Annotated in this window: 15 protein-coding genes; 8 read left to right on the plus strand and 7 right to left on the minus strand. The window is 33.4% G+C overall.

Going from position 1 to position 17,508, the window contains the following annotated elements; genetic code table 11:
- Positions 1 to 6: 6 nt before the first annotated feature.
- Positions 7 to 2,856, minus strand: a complete 2,850-nt coding sequence (gcvP, locus tag DUZ96_RS01910; RefSeq protein ID WP_114299942.1) for an aminomethyl-transferring glycine dehydrogenase — start codon at positions 2,854 to 2,856, stop codon at positions 7 to 9.
- 122 nt (positions 2,857 to 2,978) lie between these two features.
- On the opposite strand from gcvP, the gene DUZ96_RS01915 reads away from it, so the two are divergent.
- Positions 2,979 to 3,812, plus strand: coding sequence for a hypothetical protein (locus DUZ96_RS01915; protein WP_114299944.1), 834 nt, complete (start codon positions 2,979 to 2,981; stop codon positions 3,810 to 3,812).
- On the opposite strand, the gene DUZ96_RS01920 is transcribed toward DUZ96_RS01915, so the two are convergent.
- The 5 genes from DUZ96_RS01920 to DUZ96_RS01940 all read right to left on the minus strand — a co-directional run bounded on the left by DUZ96_RS01920 (position 3,792) and on the right by DUZ96_RS01940 (position 8,666).
- Complete coding sequence (locus tag DUZ96_RS01920; RefSeq protein WP_114299946.1) at positions 3,792 to 4,052, minus strand: hypothetical protein; 261 nt, start codon at positions 4,050 to 4,052, stop codon at positions 3,792 to 3,794. The genes DUZ96_RS01915 and DUZ96_RS01920 overlap by 21 nt on opposite strands.
- Positions 4,053 to 4,056: 4 nt before the next feature.
- Positions 4,057 to 4,611, minus strand: coding sequence for a sigma-70 family RNA polymerase sigma factor (locus tag DUZ96_RS01925; protein ID WP_114299948.1), 555 nt, complete (start codon positions 4,609 to 4,611; stop codon positions 4,057 to 4,059).
- Between the two features lie 202 nt (positions 4,612 to 4,813).
- Positions 4,814 to 6,844 carry a M3 family metallopeptidase gene (locus DUZ96_RS01930; protein WP_114299950.1) on the minus strand — a complete coding sequence of 677 codons (2,031 nt, stop codon included), beginning with the start codon at positions 6,842 to 6,844 and terminating at the stop codon, positions 4,814 to 4,816.
- 184 nt (positions 6,845 to 7,028) lie between these two features.
- On the minus strand, positions 7,029 to 7,508 hold the full coding sequence (gene purE, locus DUZ96_RS01935; protein WP_114299952.1) for a 5-(carboxyamino)imidazole ribonucleotide mutase: 480 nt from the start codon (positions 7,506 to 7,508) through the stop codon (positions 7,029 to 7,031).
- A 3-nt stretch (positions 7,509 to 7,511) separates the two neighbouring features.
- Complete coding sequence (locus DUZ96_RS01940; protein ID WP_114299954.1) at positions 7,512 to 8,666, minus strand: 5-(carboxyamino)imidazole ribonucleotide synthase; 1,155 nt, start codon at positions 8,664 to 8,666, stop codon at positions 7,512 to 7,514.
- Positions 8,667 to 8,813: 147 nt separating this feature from the next.
- Here DUZ96_RS01940 and DUZ96_RS01945 point away from each other — a divergent pair, with 147 nt between their 5' ends.
- From DUZ96_RS01945 to DUZ96_RS01975, 7 genes are all read left to right on the plus strand, one after another.
- Positions 8,814 to 9,923, plus strand: a complete 1,110-nt coding sequence (locus DUZ96_RS01945; protein ID WP_114299956.1) for an adenylate kinase — start codon at positions 8,814 to 8,816, stop codon at positions 9,921 to 9,923.
- 40 nt (positions 9,924 to 9,963) lie between these two features.
- Positions 9,964 to 10,962 (plus strand): GTPase ObgE, encoded by a 999-nt coding sequence (obgE, locus tag DUZ96_RS01950; RefSeq protein WP_114299958.1) that lies wholly within the window; start codon positions 9,964 to 9,966, stop codon positions 10,960 to 10,962.
- A 12-nt stretch (positions 10,963 to 10,974) separates the two neighbouring features.
- Positions 10,975 to 11,691 carry an ion transporter gene (locus DUZ96_RS01955; protein WP_114299960.1) on the plus strand — a complete coding sequence of 239 codons (717 nt, stop codon included), beginning with the start codon at positions 10,975 to 10,977 and terminating at the stop codon, positions 11,689 to 11,691.
- A gap of 316 nt (positions 11,692 to 12,007) precedes the next feature.
- Positions 12,008 to 12,961 (plus strand): lipopolysaccharide assembly protein LapB, encoded by a 954-nt coding sequence (locus DUZ96_RS01960; RefSeq protein ID WP_114299962.1) that lies wholly within the window; start codon positions 12,008 to 12,010, stop codon positions 12,959 to 12,961.
- A gap of 17 nt (positions 12,962 to 12,978) precedes the next feature.
- A complete protein-coding gene (locus DUZ96_RS13220) occupies positions 12,979 to 13,293 on the plus strand; it encodes a TolC family protein (RefSeq protein WP_409010756.1) in 315 nt (104 codons plus the stop codon).
- 67 nt (positions 13,294 to 13,360) lie between these two features.
- Positions 13,361 to 14,719, plus strand: a complete 1,359-nt coding sequence (murC, locus tag DUZ96_RS01970) for a UDP-N-acetylmuramate--L-alanine ligase (protein ID WP_114299964.1) — start codon at positions 13,361 to 13,363, stop codon at positions 14,717 to 14,719.
- A gap of 77 nt (positions 14,720 to 14,796) precedes the next feature.
- Positions 14,797 to 15,426: a hypothetical protein gene (locus DUZ96_RS01975; protein WP_114299966.1), complete on the plus strand. Its 630-nt coding sequence runs from the start codon at positions 14,797 to 14,799 to the stop codon at positions 15,424 to 15,426.
- A 172-nt stretch (positions 15,427 to 15,598) separates the two neighbouring features.
- Here DUZ96_RS01975 and DUZ96_RS01980 read toward each other — a convergent pair whose 3' ends face one another.
- On the minus strand, positions 15,599 to 17,443 hold the full coding sequence (locus tag DUZ96_RS01980) for a PLP-dependent transferase (RefSeq protein ID WP_114299968.1): 1,845 nt from the start codon (positions 17,441 to 17,443) through the stop codon (positions 15,599 to 15,601).
- Positions 17,444 to 17,508 lie beyond the last annotated feature (65 nt).

Below are 17,508 nucleotides of genomic sequence, written 5' to 3' on the forward strand. Positions count from 1 at the left end.
CTAAAATTAGGCTTCTATATAAGCTTCAATCGGTGCGCAACTACATACTAAATTTCTATCACCAAAGGCTTCGTCAACACGTCTAACAGTTGGCCAAAACTTATTATCCTTTACGTAGTCTAATGGAAAAGCGGCAATTTCTCTAGTATATGGCAACAACCACTCATCTGCAGTCAACATTTCTAATGTGTGCGGTGCATTTTTTAAAACGTTATTAGGTTCCTCCTTGGAAGTTTTATCAATTTCTTTTCTAATAGATATCATTGCGTCACAGAAACGATCCATTTCCGCTTTACTTTCACTTTCAGTCGGTTCTATCATCATTGTACCTGCAACCGGAAATGAAACTGTTGGAGCGTGAAAACCATAGTCCATGAGTCTTTTAGCTATGTCTGTAACCTCAATTCCTCTAGATTTGAATTCACGGCAATCTATTATCATTTCGTGTGCTGCCCTACCATTTTCACCTGTATAAAGTGTATCATAGTAACCTTCTAGTCGTTCTTTAATGTAATTAGCATTTAAGATAGCAATTTCAGTGGCTTCTTTTAGTCCTTTAGTACCTAGCATTTTAATATACCCATATGATATAATACAAGCCAATGATGAACCAAATGGTGCGGCTGAAATAGCAGAAATAGCCTGATGTCCACCAGTTTTAATAATTGGATTCCCAGGTAAAAAAGGAACTAGTTGTTCAGCAACACAAATTGGTCCAACTCCTGGGCCACCACCACCATGTGGAATAGCAAAAGTTTTATGAAGGTTTAAATGACATACATCTGCACCTATATTGCCTGGGTGTGTTAATCCTACTTGTGCGTTCATATTGGCACCATCCATATACACTTGACCGCCATTATCATGTATAATCTGGGTAATATCTTTAATTGCAGATTCAAATACTCCATGGGTAGAAGGATAAGTGATCATTAATGCAGATAGATTGTCCTTGTGCAATTCTGCTTTTTCCCTTAAATCATTGACGTCTATGTTGCCATCTTCCGATGCCTTCGTTACAACAACTTTCATTCCAGCCATAACGGCACTAGCTGGATTTGTACCATGTGCAGATGATGGGATTAAGCATATATTTCTATGATGGTCACCTCGCGACTCATGATACGCTTTAATTACCATCAGACCTGCAAATTCTCCTTGAGCCCCTGAATTTGGTTGTAGCGATGTTGCCGCAAAACCAGTTATTTCAGTTAATTGATTTTCTAAAGAATTAAGCATAAGGTGATATCCTGTAGCCTGATTAATTGGAGTAAAAGGATGCATATTCCCCCAACTTCCCCAACTTAATGGCAACATTTCAGAAGCAGCATTAAGTTTCATCGTACAAGACCCTAGTGAAATCATAGAATGATTTAGTGCTAAATCTTTACGTTCTAACTTTTTGATATAACGCATTAGTTCAGTCTCAGAATGAAATGAATTAAAAACTTCATAGCTTAAAAAATCTGACTTGCGTTTTAGGTTATTAGGTAATGTATCCTCTTCAGTTATAGAGGTAATTTTGTCTGTTCTTTTGCCTGTAACTTTTTCAAAAATTGAGATTATTTCATTTAAATCTGCTATGGTTGTAGTCTCATTGATTGAGATGGTTACAGTATTGTTATCAGGATAATAAAAATTTACTTCTTGTTTTTCTGCTTCGTACATCACCTTCAATGGATCAGCTTTAATTTGAAGTGTATCAAAATAGTGAGAGTTTATTTGGTCTAATCCTAGTTGTTCAAGTGCTTTCGCTAAGGTTGAGGTTGAGTTTTTTACTTTATCAGCTATAAAAGTTAAACCCTTTGGACCGTGATAAACGGCATACATGCCAGCCATCACAGCTAGTAATACCTGAGCGGTACAAATGTTAGAAGTTGCTTTATCCCTTTTAATGTGTTGCTCTCGAGTTTGCAAAGCCATTCTTAAGGCTCTGTTACCGTTTGTGTCTTTGGTAACTCCAATAATTCTTCCAGGGACATCACGTTTGTATGCCTCTTTAGTTGCGAAATAAGCGGCGTGAGGTCCACCATATCCCATCGGGATACCAAAACGTTGTGTTGTACCAACAACAACATCTGCACCAAATTTTCCAGGGGCTTCTAATTTAACGAGGCTTAAAATGTCTGCGGCAACAGCCACTTTAATATTAGAGGTTTTAGCTTTTTCAATAAAAGCTTTTATATCTGTAATTTGCCCATTTTTACCAGGGTACTGTAATAAGGCACCAAAAAACTCATCACTTAAATTAAATTCTGCCTCATTTCCAATAACTAATTCAATCCCAATTGGGACAGCCCTTGTTTCCAATAATGCTATTGTCTGTGGTAAAACTAAATCAGAAACAAAAAATTTATTGACTCCAGCTTTCTTTTGCGCTCTTTCTCTCACAGCAAACAACAATCCCATTGCTTCGGCTGCTGCAGTACTTTCATCTAGTAATGAAGCGTTGGCAATTTCCATTCCAGTCAAATCGATAACCATTGTTTGAAAGTTTAATAATGCTTCTAAACGTCCTTGAGCAATTTCTGCTTGATAAGGAGTATAAGCAGTATACCATCCTGGATTTTCTAAAATGTTACGCTGAATGACTGCTGGTAAATTAGCTGGGTGATACCCTAAGCCAATATATGATTTATAAACTTTATTTAATTGAGAAAGTTTATAAATGTGGCTTAAATATTCTTGTTCGCTCATTGCCGGATCTAATTCTAAATCCTTATCAAGACGAATCCCAGAGGGGATAGTTTCGGAAACTAATTGTTCAATACTTGTTACGCCAATTGTATTAAGCATAACTTTTTGTTCGTGAGAATTTGGGCCAATATGCCTTAGTGCAAAAGAGGTAGTATCCATTCTTTTTTAATGCTATTTTTTTGATAAGCAAAAATACGTAAATACCCTCTTTTATTAGTTAAGGAAAACTAAAGTTTTTAACGGATTCACTCGGTTATTAACACATTAACTATTTTTGTAATGTGAGGTTTATTAAACAACTTTTTTATTTCTATGTCAATAGTAGTATTCATGTAGCGATAGCAGCATATGCATTAACATGGGTTACTCTTTTAGAATATAATTTGAAATATGATAAAAATAGCCTCTATTTCGTCTTTTTTGCAACCATTACAGGATACAATTTTGTTAAGTATTTTGGTGTTGCAAAATTTCATCATCGAAGATTGGCAGATTGGTTAAAAGCTATACAGCTGTTTTCGCTTATTGCGTTTATAATATTGGCATATTATGCCTTTCAACTTTTAGTGAATTCAAAAATTTTGATTGTACTTTTAGGTGTAATAACATTTTTGTATGCCATTCCCTTGTTACCAAAGAAATATTTTGTTGATGATCAAAGCAACCTACGACAAATTAGCGGTCTTAAGGTATATGTAATCGCAATAGTTTGGTCTTTATCAACGGTTGTTTTACCACTAATTCAAAATGAAATAGAAATTGGTGCAGATGCTGTTGTTACATGTTTTCAGAGGTTTTTCTATATAATTGTATTAATGCTACCATTTGAAATTAGAGATTTAAACTATGACAGTTTAAAACTTGGGACAATACCGCAACGAATTGGAGTTAAACGAACAAAAATTATTGGAATATTTCTTTTGATACTTTTCTTTTTCTTGGAATATTTTAAAAATGAAATTGATACTAAATCATTAACTATTTTATTGATAATAACATTTGTTACAGCTTTATTTTTAGCTTTTTCCAATAAAAATCAATCGAAGTATTATAGTGCTTTCTGGGTAGAAAGTTTACCTATATTTTGGCTGGTTTTATTTTTGATACTTAGCTAGTTCTTTTTCGAACTGCTCCTTGATTTTGGTTCTTTCATCAGTTTTCAAACAATTTACTTCTGCCTTTTGCACGGCATCAGTAAGCTTATTGTTCTTTCTGGAATAATATCTCGTAATGTGACACCACGAAAGTCTTAAACTTAATTTGAATCGTTCCCAGGTTGAGGCCTCACCATATTGGCTTTTATCACAAATGTACTTTGCTTCTTCGCAGGAAATAAATAAAAAACTTTTTTTCATGTCTTTAAAACCAGTTTTTTCCAATGCAATCAGCCAAGGCAGCACGTGCTCTATGGATGATTACCCAAAGGTTAGACGCAGTAATATCTAATTCATTACAAATAGTTTGTGTATCATAACCTAAAATTGTTTTCATTTTAAAAACCTCTGCTTGTTTTTGAGGTAATTTATCTAAACAGTCATAAATAGCATCACCTAACTCAGAATTTTCCAGTTTGTCTTCGGCAGTCTTGTCAAATGGATCTGCAATTTTTTCTTCTAACCAATCACCTTCTGCATCGGAGTAATTACTATAACCCATTCTAACTTCTGCTCTCCCTTTTTTAGAGTTTATTTTTCTATAGTGATCAATAATTTTTCGCTTGAGAATAGATACCAACCATGTTCTTTCACTTGCATCACCCTTAAAATTTACCATTGATTTTAGTCCAGCTAAGAATGTTTCAGAGACTAAATCTTGAGCAATTGCGCGGTCACTTACTCTTGTAATTGTGTAATTAAAAAGGTAATCTGAATATTGTGAAATCCAGTTATTGGGATCTATTTGATGTCTAGACATTTTTGTTTTTCATTGCTATCTCAAAAATAGAATAATTAATTAAAAAACTGAAAGAGGTTAGAATGGATTTACTTCAATTTATAATTATTTTAAGGAGTTTGTAAATGAAAATTTTATTTAAATTTAGTTTTATGTAATAAGTTTATTAAGCCTTAATTAAAACGTCCTATTTCAAAACAAATTTTAGTAAAACACGTCCTACTTATTTTATCAACCCAGCTCGTCGTAATAAGGCTTCTGGTTTGGGTTCTTGTCCTCTAAATTTTTTGTATAAGGTCATTGGATTTTCGGTACCACCTTGAGACAAGACATAGGTTTTAAACTTATTAGCAACTGTTTTATTAAATATACCTTCTTCCTTAAAATACTCAAAAGCATCTGCATCTAATACTTCGGCCCATTTATAACTATAATAACCTGATGAGTATCCACCTTGGAATATATGAGCAAATGCAGTACTCATACAGTTGGCTTTAACATCTGGATAAAGTTGTGTTTCGCCAAATGCCTTGAGCTCATAAGTTTTTATATCCTTTATTTCTGACGGGTCAACACCATGCCATGCCATATCTAGCATACCAAAACTCAATTGTCTTAGGGTTTGCATTCCTTCATTAAAGTTTGCTGATTTTTTAATCTTTTCTATTAATTCCATCGGAATTACCTGATCAGTTTTATAATGCTTGGCAAATAGCTTCAACGTTTCTTCTTCATAACACCAATTCTCTAAAATCTGACTTGGTAGCTCCACAAAATCCCAATACACACTTGTGCCTGAAAGGCTTGGGTAGGTTGTATTGGCCAACATGCCATGTAGTGCGTGTCCAAACTCATGAAAAAGTGTGGTAACCTCGTTAAAAGTTAATAATGAAGGTTTACTCTTTGTTGGCTTTGTAAAATTGCAAACAATTGACACGTGAGGTCTTTCATTAGTGCCATTTTTTATCATCTGTGGTTTAAATGATGTCATCCATGCACCATTTCGTTTTCCTGCTCTAGGAAAAAAGTCCGCGTAGAAAATAGATACTAATTCTCCATCTGCATCTTCAACTTTGTAGGTCATTACATCTTTATGATACTTGTCTATAGTATCCATCTCATTAAACTCTAATCCAAATAATTTGTTGGCCACAGTAAATGCGCCTTCAATGACATTTTCGAGTTTAAAATAAGGCTTCAACTTTTCGTCATCTAAATCGAACAGCTTCTGTTTCAATTTTTCGGAATAGTAGGCAGAATCCCATTTTTGTAACTGGTCAATTCCATCAAATTCCTTAGCAAAATCTTGGAGTTTTTTAAATTCTTTTATGGCTGCAGGTTTGGCTTTTTCTAATAGGTCTTCTAGAAAGTGATTTACTTTTACAGGAGATTCGGCCATACGTTCTTCAAGAACAAAATGTGCATGGGTCTGATAACCTAATAATTGAGCCCGTTCATATCTGAGATTGGATATTTTTAAAACAATTGCCTTGTTATCTAGCTCATCACTTTTGAAACCTTTACTCCCAAAAGCTTTAGATAATTTTTTTCTTAGACTTCTGCTTTTAGCGTGGGTCATAAATGGAATATAACTTGGATAATCTAAAGTTATTAGCCAACCTTTTCTACCTTTACTTTCTGCCAACTGTTTCGCTGCTTCTTTGGCACCTTCTGGCAAACCATCTAAATTGTCTATATGAGTTAAGTGCATTTCAAACTTATTGGTTTCGGCTAATATGTGCTCACCAAACTTTAGTTTAAGTTGACTTAATTCTTTATCAATGGCTCTCAGTCTTTCTTTTTTATCTTCAGGTAAATTAGCCCCGTTTCTAGCAAAACTTTTATATTTTTTATCTAGTAGCGTTGCTTGTTCTGTATTTAATTTTAAATCTGATTTAGAATCAAATACTGATTTAACACGATTAAATAAATCTTCATTCAGGGCAATGTCATTACTAAATTCTGAAAGTAGTGGTGACACTTCCTGAGCAATCTTTTGTATTTCATCATTGGTTTCTGCAGAATTAAGATTGAAGAAAATACTAGATATTCTATCTAACTCTTCACCTGAATAGTCAAGTGCCTCAATGGTATTTTGAAATGTTGGCTTTTCTTTGTTATTGACAATGGTATCAATTTCTGATTTAGCTTTTTTAATTGCTGTCTTAAAAGCGGATAAAAATTCTTCGGTTTTTAATTTTGAAAATGGAGCTGTATTGTACTGTGTATCAAAGGGTTTATTGAGAATTGTCATTTTACGCCGTCTTAATTTTCTTACTATATTGCTGATATTGTGAACTTTAACTCAATTTTAAGTTCGTAAAAATCAATTTAGTATTTATCTTTTGTTTATTTTTGTGAATCTTTTAGAACAAAATCTATTGTTCAAAAAGGATTGGTTAATAGCTAGAAGCCTTGGCAGATAGTCAAGGCTTTTTTTATAAATCTTTAGCAGATTCTATAACCTTCGCCTTTAAACCTTCTTTGTAGACTACAATTTTATCTAAAATACATTGGTCTGTGCATCCTAAAATTTGTGCGGCTAAAATTCCTGCATTTTTAGCACCGTTTAAAGCAACAGTTGCTACTGGTACTCCTCCGGGCATTTGCAAGATGGATAATACAGAATCCCAACCATCAATGGAGTTGCTACTTTTTACTGGCACACCAATGACAGGTAATGGAGATAAAGAAGCCACCATGCCAGGTAAATGCGCAGCGCCTCCAGCACCTGCAACAATAACTTTTATACCACGTACATGAGCATTTTTACCATAATAGAATAACTTCTCTGGTGTTCTATGTGCAGAGACAATATCAACCTCTACTTCAATATCAAATCCTTTTAAAATATCAATAGCGTCTTGCATAACTGGCAAATCGCTTTTGCTTCCCATAATTACACCTACTTTACTCATAATTTATTCACTTATAACTTGGATTGTTTTTTTTACTTTTTCTGCTATCACTCTAGCTTTGTCAACATCTTCATTTACAATGGTGACATGGCCCATTTTTCTGAAAGGTCTTGTCTGTTTTTTGCCATAAATATGTGGTGTAACACCATCCATCGCAATAATTTTTTCAATGTTTTTGTAAAGTACATTGCCTACGTAATCTTCTGCACCAACAAGATTAACCATAACGCCTGCAACTGTACTTTCTGTTTTACCTAACGGTAAACCTAATATAGCTCTGAGATGTTGTTCAAATTGATCAGTATAACTTGCTTCAATGCTATAATGGCCAGAATTGTGTGGTCTTGGAGCAACTTCATTGACTAAAATATCATCATCTTCCGTCTGAAACATTTCGACTGCTAATAGACCAATATGCTCAAAGGCAGCTGCAGTTTTTAAGGCTACTAGTTCAGCTTTTTTAGCTATATGATCTGATATTCTTGCAGGACAAATCACATATTCCACTTGATTCGCCTCTGGATGAAATTCCATTTCAACTACAGGGTAGGTTTTTAAGTCGCCTTTTGTATTTCGTGCAACAATAACGGCTAATTCATTTTTAAATGGAATTAGATTTTCTGCAATACATTCAACATTGGGTAAATCAATTAAATCTGCATGTCGTTTCACTATTTTAACCCCTTGACCATCATATCCAAATTTGGCACTTTTCCAAACAAATGGGTAACTCAACCCGCCATTCTCTACAGCCTCATCAATTTCTGATGTATAGGCAAATCTTGAGAAATCTGCAGTTGGTATATTATGATCTCTATAAAATAGTTTTTGGTGTGCTTTGTTTTGAATGGTTTTTAAAGTTTTAGCCGAAGGATAGACCTTGATACCATTATTTTCAAGTTTTTCTAAGGCGTTAACATTGACATTTTCAATTTCAATAGTTAAAATGTCTACTTTTTTGCCAAAATCAATGACTGTATCGTAATCTAACAAGTCACCAACATTAAATTCATCGCAAGCTAATCTTGCTGGAGCATCCCTACTAGGATCTAATACACAGGTATAAATATCAAATTTCCGTGTGGAATACAATATCATTTTACCTAATTGTCCACCACCTAAAATGCCAAGTTTAAATTTTGAAGAAAAGTAATTCATTTTAAATATCTATCTAGACACCAACTTAAATTGCGTTAAAGAGACAAAAATACGCTAATTATAGTACAAAATTCTAAAATCATAAATCAAAAAATAGTCATTGGTTAATCAAATGATTATCTTTGCATTTCTAAATTTTAGTGTACATTGATAAAGCTTCACGATTTATGTTTCAAACCTTTTATCTCTGAAGAACAAATTCAATCTTCAGTTGAAAAAATGGTCGAAGAAATCGCTTCGGATCTTGGAGATGAGATGCCTGTTTTTGTTGGCATACTCAATGGCTCATTTATGTTTGTGAGCGACTTTGTAAAATTATATCCAAAACCTTGTGAAGTAACTTTTATTAAGTTAGCATCTTATGAAGGTGTAAAGTCTACTGAGGATATACAAAGATTAATTGGATTAACCCAAGATTTAACAGGCAGAACTGTTGTAATACTGGAAGATATTATAGATTCTGGTAATACGTTGGAAGAAGTGCATAGAATTTTTAGAAATGAGAATGTAAAACAGCTAGTTATTGCTACATTATTCCATAAACCAGAAGCTTACAAAAAAGATTATAAACTCCATTATGTTGGTATGGAGATTCCTAATAAGTTTATTGTTGGTTACGGATTAGACTATAGAGGACTTGGAAGAGACATACCAGCTGTATATCAATTAAAAACAACTCAACATATGACCAATCTTGTTCTATTTGGCCCTCCGGGTGCAGGTAAAGGAACTCAAGCGAATTTTTTAAAGGAAAAATATGATTTAGTGCACATCTCAACAGGAGATGTCTTTAGATATAATATTAAGAATGAGACTGCTCTTGGAATGTTAGCTAAGTCTTACATAGATAAAGGAGAATTGGTGCCAGACCAAGTTACCATTGATATGCTTAATAAGGAAGTTGAAAAAAATGCCGATGCAAAAGGTTTTATTTTCGATGGTTTTCCAAGAACCAATGCACAAGCGAAAGCATTGGATAACTTAATGCAATCTAAAGATTGTCAAATTAATGCAATGGTAGCACTAGAGGTAGAGGATGAAGTATTAGTTGGTAGATTGTTAGAGCGTGGTAAAACAAGTGGAAGAGCTGATGATGCTGATGAAAGTATTATAAGAAATAGAATAAAGGAATACTACGACAAAACAGCAATTTTAAAAGATTATTACTCAGAACAGGATAAATATTTTGGTGTTGATGGTGTAGGAAGTATTGAAGAAATTACAATTCGTTTGAGTGCTGTAATTGATAATTTATAATAAAACAAGTATTGTACTAAATACTTATTGATTTTATGCCATGACCGAAGGAAATTTTGTAGACTACGTAAAAATGCATGTTACATCGGGAAATGGAGGTAAAGGATCAGTACATTTACACCGCGAAAAATATATTCAAAAAGGTGGTCCTGATGGAGGTGATGGTGGTCGTGGTGGTCATATAATTATAAAAGGTAATTCCAATCTTTGGACATTAATTCACTTAAAATTCAAACGTCATATAAAAGCAGGACATGGGGCTCATGGTAGTTCAGGTAGAAGTACTGGAGCAGACGGTGAAGATGCAATAATAGAAGTGCCATTAGGAACTGTTGTTCGTGATACTGAAACGAACGACGTGCTTTTTGAAATTACTGAAGATGGCGAAGAAAAGATTGTCGCAGAAGGAGGTAAAGGTGGACGCGGAAACTGGCATTTTAAGAGCTCTACAAATCAAACACCACGTTACGCACAACCCGGAATTCCATTAGAAGAAAAGGATATTACTTTAGAGTTGAAGGTCCTGGCAGATGTTGGGTTAGTGGGGTTTCCTAATGCCGGTAAATCTACGCTATTGTCTGTATTAACTTCAGCAAAACCAAAAATTGCTGATTATGAGTTTACCACATTAAAACCTAACTTAGGTATTGTAAAATATCGCGATTATCAATCATTTGTTATTGCTGATATTCCTGGTATAATTGAAGGAGCAGCAGAAGGTAAAGGCCTTGGATATTATTTTTTGAGACATATAGAGCGAAATTCGATATTGTTGTTTTTAATTCCGGCTGACGCTAAAGATATTGTAGAGCAGTATAATATATTGATAGATGAATTAAGAAGATATAATCCCGAAATGTTAGACAAGGAAAGATTTGTTGTAATTTCAAAATCTGATATGTTAGATGATGAATTGAAGTCTGAAATTTCTGCTATTTTAGATGAAGATCTTGAGGCTGATTATATTTTTATTTCTTCAGTAGCTCAACAAGGTCTTACAGAATTGAAAGACAAACTCTGGCAAATGCTAAATGAATAATTGTTAATTATTATGAAGGCTTGGATAAAAAGTATTGTCGAATATAATAACAACAAATTAAGTAGAAGCTTTGCATTTTTTATACAATTTTTAATTGTTCTATCAGTAATTACGTTTTCCATTGAAACGATTCCAAATCTTAAGTCTCAAACTAGATATATACTAAATTCAATAGAGATTTTTTGTGTTGCCATATTTACAATAGAATACTTACTGAGAATTTTTGTAGCTGATAGAAAATTCAAATTCATCTTTAGTTTTTTTGGTTTAATTGACCTCTTTGCCATACTTCCATTTTATTTATCCTTTGGTGTGGATTTAAGATCACTTAGAGTTTTGAGAATGTTCAGATTATTTAGACTATTAAAATTAGTAAGGTATAATAATGCTATGCGCCATTTTACAAAAGCAATGCTAATGGCAAAAGAGCAAATCATCCTTTTTATGGCCATAACATTGGTGCTAATCTATTTTGCTGCTGTAGGGATATATTATTTTGAAAATGAAGCACAGCCAGAGTATTTCTCCTCCATTTTTGATAGTCTATGGTGGTCAATAATTACGCTCACAACAGTTGGTTATGGTGATGTTTATCCTATAACTATGGGTGGGCGAATCTTCACTTTTTTTATACTTTTAATTGGTTTGGGAATTGTGGCAATTCCAACAGGTATAATATCTTCTTCTCTTACAAAAGTGATTAATTTAAAAGAGGGGGAGAATGATTAAAACACATTATTACATTGTTCTTTTTAGTATAAACAGAGAAAATAAGATACTTTAATTTACCTAGATATTATTAATTTGAGTATTTGTAAATGTAGCTTAGTATAATGGCATTATAATCTTTATATAATTTTATAGATAAGGTTGACCTTTCAATGAAAATACCTTCAAAAGTTATTTCAAAAATTAAGTGAATAGAGTAAAACTACCTTTTCATTGAGGGAAGTTAAGCAATTTGCTAGTGAAACGAAACGTTAAGTTTATATGATTTTACGACTGATACTTTAATTGTATTTTTGTTATTGAAAGCCAGTTTGCTATGTTAAAATATATATGGATACTTTTCATTTCTTCAATATGCTTTTCACAAAGTTCTATTGACAAAGCAGAAATGTATATTTCATCAAAAAAGTTTGTTAGTGCCCAAAGCGAAATGCAAAATTATCTTGCGACTAACCCAGATCATGTTAAGGCGAATGAACTTTTAGGTGATGCTTATGGTCATCAAAGAAAATGGGATAAAGCCATTGAACAATACAAAACTTTAAAGGAGAAAAATCCCAATAATGCGAATTATCATTATAAATATGGTGGAGCCCTTGGTATGAAGGCCAGAAGTATTAGCAAGATTAAAGCACTTGGGATTATTGGAGATGTTAAACGTTCTTTTTTAACTGCAGCTCAGTTAGATCCTAAACATATAGATACGCGTTGGGCTTTAGTTGATCTATATGTGTCATTACCTGGTATAGTAGGCGGAAGTTATTCTAAGGCCTTAAAGTATGCTGATGAACTTGAAAAATTGTCTAAAGTAGATGGTTATTTGGCCAAAGGCTATGTGTACGAATATGATGACGAACCAGAATTAGCCGAAAAATATTATAGATTGGCAATAAAAGTTGGTGGCTCTGTAACCTGTTATGAAAAACTCACTAACTTTTATGACAAGCAAAAGCAACCTGATAAGGCTATAGGGACATTAGAAGCTTCTCAACAAAAGCATCAACGTAATGCTATCCATTATCAAATTGGAAAGGTTTGTGCGGATTATAATTTTCAATTAGAAAAAGGGGAAAAGTGTCTTAATGCTTATTTGGCGAATTATTCAGCCAAAGATGGTGTACCCAAAGAATGGGCCTATTATCGTTTAGCACAGATATACAGGCATAAAAATGAAAAATCAAAAGCATTACTCTGGATCAATAAAGCCATCACCGGCTTACCAAAAATTGATGTGTTTAAGGAAGAAAAATATTTAATATCAATACTTTAGATTTAAAACTCACAAGGATTAAACTATCTGATACTGAATTTGAGAGAGATGCAACTCGTGTAAATATTCAGAATAAAAATGATGCCTTAAAGCAAGAGCTCAATTCTTATGCAGTAAAGATTGAAATTACCAATCAAATGGTAACTGATTATGAAAGAATGCTAGAAGCAGAAGAACTTAAATTTCAGTTGGGAGAAAGTTCACTGTTTTTGGTAAATTCTCGTGAATCTAAATTGATAGATGGGCAGTTAAAAGCCGTATCAATACAAAATAAGTTTTTTAATACAAAAGCCAAGTTATTTAATAGTCTGGCATTCAACCCAGACTTATAAAAAAGTTAGTTTGTAATTAACTACTTGGTTATTTGGAAATTGCACCTTGTAGTTTGATATTTGTTACATGAATGTACATTTTATTGCTATTGGTGGTGCTGCTATGCATAACTTGGCCTTAGCCTTGCACAATAAAGGTTATAATGTCACAGGTAGTGACGATACAATTTTTGATCCCTCTAGATCTAGGTTAGAGGCGAAGGGATTATTACCTGAAGAATTTGGTTGGTTTCCGGAGAAAGTATCCTCTAACTTGGATGCGATTGTACTGGGAATGCATGCAAAAGCAGATAACCCTGAACTTCTAAAAGCTCAAGAGTTAGGCCTTAAAATTTACAGTTATCCAGAATTTTTATACGAGCAATCCAAACACAAAACACGAGTAGTGATTGGTGGAAGCCATGGTAAAACGACGATTACATCCATGATTTTGCATGTTATGAACTATCATGATAGAGATGTAGATTACATGGTTGGCGCGCAGTTAGAAGGTTTTGATGTAATGGTTAAACTCACAGAAGACAATGACTTTATTGTTCTAGAAGGTGATGAATATCTGAGTTCTCCAATAGACAGGCGATCGAAATTTCATTTGTATAAACCTAACATTGCATTGCTAAGCGGTATAGCTTGGGATCATATCAATGTATTTCCAACATATGAGAATTACGTGGAGCAGTTTAGCATTTTTGTAGACTCCATTGTAACGGGTGGAAGTATCAATTATAATGAAGAAGATGAAGAAGTAAAGCGTGTTGTATTGGCATCAGAAAATCAAATACGCAAGTTACCGTATAGAACACCAGATTATTCTGTGGAAGACGGTGTTACTTTATTAGAAACACCAGAAGGGCCAATGCCAATTGAAGTCTTTGGTGCACATAACCTAAACAACCTTGCAGGTGCCAAATGGATTTGCCAGCATATGGGTATAGATGAAGATGACTTTTATGAAGCCATATCTACTTTCAAAGGTGCGAGTAAACGCTTAGAGAAAATTGCTGAAAGCTCAAATAGTGTGGTATACAAAGATTTTGCACATTCACCAAGTAAGGTAGAGGCTACAACTAAAGCTGTTAAAAGTCAATATAGCGATAGAGAATTAATAGCCTGCCTAGAACTTCATACCTATAGTAGTTTAAATGCAGAATTTTTAAAAGAATACAAAGGTGCCCTTGATGCTGCAGATGTTGCAGTAGTATTTTATTCACCACATGCGGTTGAAATTAAAAAGTTGGAAGAAGTTACTCACGAGCAAGTTGCAAATGCTTTTGAGCGAGATGATTTAATAATATATACTAATCCTGAGGATTTTAAAAACTCCTTGTTCTCACAAAATTTTGAAAATAAATCATTGCTACTAATGAGTTCTGGTAATTATGGAGGCTTAGATTTTGATGAGGTGAAGGGACTTTTTAAGAGTTAGTAAACGCCTCAGTATATTATTATTTCCTTGATAAAGTAATTAATTTTTTATATTGACATGTTATAATCATATAAGAAATGAAAAAAACACTTTCACTATTATTATCCTTTGTTTTGTTTTGTTTTTTGAAAAGCTGTGGAGATTCATTTGAACCTACTTATACTGAACAGTCTGAACAATCCGAAAATCAAGATATTGTAACAAGTGCAAGTGGAGTACAGTATCCTTCTTTGGATCCACCTTCACATCAATACTGTGGTCCGGGTTGGGGACGAAAATTTTGTCGATTTTTATCTAAATATGATGGTACAATCTGGACAGATGCAGGAAATTATTATAGCGACTTTTCAGATATAAAACTTTCAAACTTTTCAGGCAATGAATATTTCATATCCTTTTTTAATCTTGATAGTATTACTTCATATTGTGATGGTTGGAAATTAGGTGAAACAACTAACAATGGAATAAAATGGAATATAAGAACCCAAAAAGATGAAGTGGATAGGTTTTGGTTTGCTTATGAATATTATGGATCTAGTGAAGAAATTGAATACACTGTAACTCATAAATATGAAGTAATTGATGGTTTACTTCATTTTTCAACTACTGATGGTCAAACATTTATTTTCACTCCATCTGAAAGAAATTATACAGAAGAGTTTCTTGATACAAACGAAATAATTTATTTAGAAGGATGTATCTTTTAATAATTTTCCCACTGTAACAACTTTTCACTTTTAGGAGGTACGGTTTTGACTTTAGGTATTATGTTAAAGAACTGATTTAAGGTTGTAAGTAATCTATTTTATAGGTGTCAAACATTTTTTAATGGTAGTACGACACCTAGCGAATTTCAGCGAAAATTTTGAAAACCGCAAACTAGATATTGTCAGCAAAATCTTGAAACACAGATTTGTGCTTGTTTAAATCCAAATTAGGGGATACTGCAATACGTGCTATATAATCTTTATCGCCTTCTTTAGTAGTGCCTTGTGTTGAGGTCGCAGGTATGGTCCAATAACAACCTTTTAATTGCCCATAACTCACACAGTATTTACTTTCATCAGGTATTTCAGTAATCATTAGGTTAATCAACTTATGGTTTAAAGTGCGTTTATACTTTTCCTTTTCTTCTGGGGTATTGCCTTTGGTTGGTAAGTCTAAAGAGAATACTGAAGGAGTAAATCCCTGTTGCGCTAAGTCTTCAGAAACAAAATTGATTTTAGCGCAGGGTAGCGTTTCTTCAATAAAGCTCACAAAGTCCCTTGTATTCTTATACGCATCAGAAATACGTTGAAGCATGGATGGCATTTGATTTGCTAGAATTTGATATTGTAAATCTGTAGCTTCATTATCGCAGAGGGAAAGATGAGTCTCAATCTTAGATATCAAATGTTTAGCAGAATCGTTTGCTAGACAATAACCTGCCGTACATTTACCACCACTTGGAAACTTGGACCCGCTAATATATGCTATGGTTTGAATTGATGCTAGTAAGCTAGCGTCACTTAAAAATTGAAGGTTTGGACAAAATGTTTGATCTAAAATTAATATAGGTGCAATCGCTATATTTCCATTAGAACTACTTCGTTCTTTAGTTAATACAGCTTTTAAAGCTTGCATGTCTGGGACTTCTACCCTTGGGTTGGTAGGTATTTCAGCAATGATGTAAGGAACAGCATCTTCTTTCGCTATGGTAATCAAAACAACTTCAAGACTCGCTACCATATCATTATCTCCATCCACTTGTAGATCCACAATATCAACATTATCAAGCGTTGCAGCTACGCGTCTAGCTTGATCATTAGTACCTCCATAACAGTTTGTTGGCACTATAAATTTAATTGGTTTACCATTATGTTGTTCTAAAGCGTGGTCTACTAATCCCATCATAATAGCATATTGAATAGATAAACCACTAGAACCAATTATTGCTTTAGAATTTACATTGTTAATAGTACTAATAGTATTAAGAACGCGATTTTTAGAATCTTCTAAATTGTAATCTAAATAATAAAGATCTGATTGCGATGCTATGGATTGTAAAACTGTAACACAGTTAGCTGGTGTCATAGCTATGGATTCTCTTCGTCTTACATGCTGAATTTCTTTAGCGTAGTCGGTCTTGTCGTCACTATGAATTACAATAACACTACCTGTTTTTTTATAAATTTTAACTGTGAAATCAATGTTTTTGCTTGTAATTAATTGATTCGATTGGTTCTGGTCTACAACTAAAATCGTACTGCCCTCAAATTCAGAGATTAGATTAATATCCTCGATTTGAATTAAGTCAAAATTATATCCATAAACCCGCTTTATAGTTTTTGGATTTAACCCTTTTGGGATTGCACCTGTGTAAATGATACGGGTTTTTTTTCTGTTTAATAAATTGCTCCTTAAAACAGCTAGAATTGGCATAGTCTGCGATGAAAAACTGATTACTTGTTCTGAATGATTTCCGTTGAGCTTAGCAATTGTCCATTCTAAAACGCAAGATAAAGGATGTCCTAATCGAATATAATCATAAGCTGTTGGCAGAATTTGTAGTGCAGAAGTATTGGTGTTATTGGCTTCAAATAATTGCTCAAACTGTTCTAAAAATTGGGTTTTTGCTAATGGTTCGGTATAAATATCTAAACGATGTGTCGTAAGATTAAGCCAATCCGGAGGTAAACCATCTAATAATTTACTCAGGTAATTAAGGACCTTTTTATTTTGCATTTTTAAGTCTTTAGAAAGATAAAGATACGTTAGTTACAATAGTTTAGGATGGTATAAATTATTTT

The organism is Winogradskyella sp. KYW1333 (assembly GCF_003335675.1).
Classification (GTDB): Bacteria; Bacteroidota; Bacteroidia; order Flavobacteriales; family Flavobacteriaceae; genus Winogradskyella.

Coding starts and splice junctions, on each gene's coding strand:
- DUZ96_RS01955 (WP_114299960.1), top strand. CDS start 10,975: ATGAAGGCTTGGATAAAAAGTATTGTCGAATATAATAACAACAAATTA.
- DUZ96_RS01930 (WP_114299950.1), bottom strand. CDS start 6,844: ATGACAATTCTCAATAAACCCTTTGATACACAGTACAATACAGCTCCA.
- DUZ96_RS01975 (WP_114299966.1), top strand. CDS start 14,797: ATGAAAAAAACACTTTCACTATTATTATCCTTTGTTTTGTTTTGTTTT.
- DUZ96_RS01925 (WP_114299948.1), bottom strand. CDS start 4,611: ATGTCTAGACATCAAATAGATCCCAATAACTGGATTTCACAATATTCA.
- DUZ96_RS01940 (WP_114299954.1), bottom strand. CDS start 8,666: ATGAATTACTTTTCTTCAAAATTTAAACTTGGCATTTTAGGTGGTGGA.
- DUZ96_RS01920 (WP_114299946.1), bottom strand. CDS start 4,052: ATGAAAAAAAGTTTTTTATTTATTTCCTGCGAAGAAGCAAAGTACATT.
- murC (WP_114299964.1), top strand. CDS start 13,361: ATGAATGTACATTTTATTGCTATTGGTGGTGCTGCTATGCATAACTTG.
- DUZ96_RS01960 (WP_114299962.1), top strand. CDS start 12,008: ATGTTAAAATATATATGGATACTTTTCATTTCTTCAATATGCTTTTCA.
- DUZ96_RS01980 (WP_114299968.1), bottom strand. CDS start 17,443: ATGCAAAATAAAAAGGTCCTTAATTACCTGAGTAAATTATTAGATGGT.
- gcvP (WP_114299942.1), bottom strand. CDS start 2,856: ATGGATACTACCTCTTTTGCACTAAGGCATATTGGCCCAAATTCTCAC.
- obgE (WP_114299958.1), top strand. CDS start 9,964: ATGACCGAAGGAAATTTTGTAGACTACGTAAAAATGCATGTTACATCG.
- purE (WP_114299952.1), bottom strand. CDS start 7,508: ATGAGTAAAGTAGGTGTAATTATGGGAAGCAAAAGCGATTTGCCAGTT.